General features: G+C 29.9%; 1 protein-coding gene. It reads right to left on the reverse strand.

Annotated elements, in window-relative coordinates; translation table 11 throughout:
* The coding region (locus tag BTJ66_RS13415; RefSeq protein ID WP_153043342.1) for a transposase at window positions 1-782 on the reverse strand (782 nt) is incomplete at both ends.

Here is a 782-nt window from a genome sequence, read left to right on the forward strand (position 1 = left end):
CTCGAACCGACATGCGATTGAAACCCAAAATAGCCTTCATAAATCCAAAAACTGGTTCTACGTCAATTTTTCTTTGACTATAGATTTTTTTAGTTTCTGGTTCTGAAAGCTTTTGGTTAACTTGAGATTTAAAATATTCCCAATTATAATTCTTCATTAACTTTTTATTCTTTTTCGAATGCAATTTCATACATTGATTTTTCAAGGGACAATTTGAACAATCATCGCACTCATACAATTTAAAGTCTCTTTGGAACCCATATCTATCTTTTTTGTAAGCGTATCTTTTAAAACCGAGCCGTTTGTAATTTGGACAAATAAATTCATCATTAACTTCGTCATACTGCCAGTTTTGAGTATTAAAAATGTCATCTTTATATTTCTTGGTTTTATCTTTAAGAAACATACCATATGTGATAAGTGGTGTTTTATTGAAGTCATCAATAATTGACATATAGTTCTGTTCACTGCCATATCCAGCATCAGCTACGATATACTCTGGAAGATTACCGAAGGTATTTTTTATCAAAGTTAAGAATGGAATTAACGTTCTTGTATCTGTTGGGTTTTGAAACACATCATATGATAAAACAAATTGATGGTTTGTCGCTATTTGTAAATTATAACCTGGTTTAAGCTGACCATTTTTCATATGATCGTCTTTCATTCTCATAAAAGTAGCGTCATGATCTGTTTTAGAATAACTATTTCTATCTTTAAGAATAGATTGCTGATATCTGTATTTATTTTTACGTTCTGAATATTCTCCAATTCTTTTTCTA

The organism is Staphylococcus edaphicus (assembly GCF_002614725.1).
In the GTDB taxonomy this organism is placed as follows: Bacteria; Bacillota; Bacilli; order Staphylococcales; family Staphylococcaceae; genus Staphylococcus; species Staphylococcus edaphicus.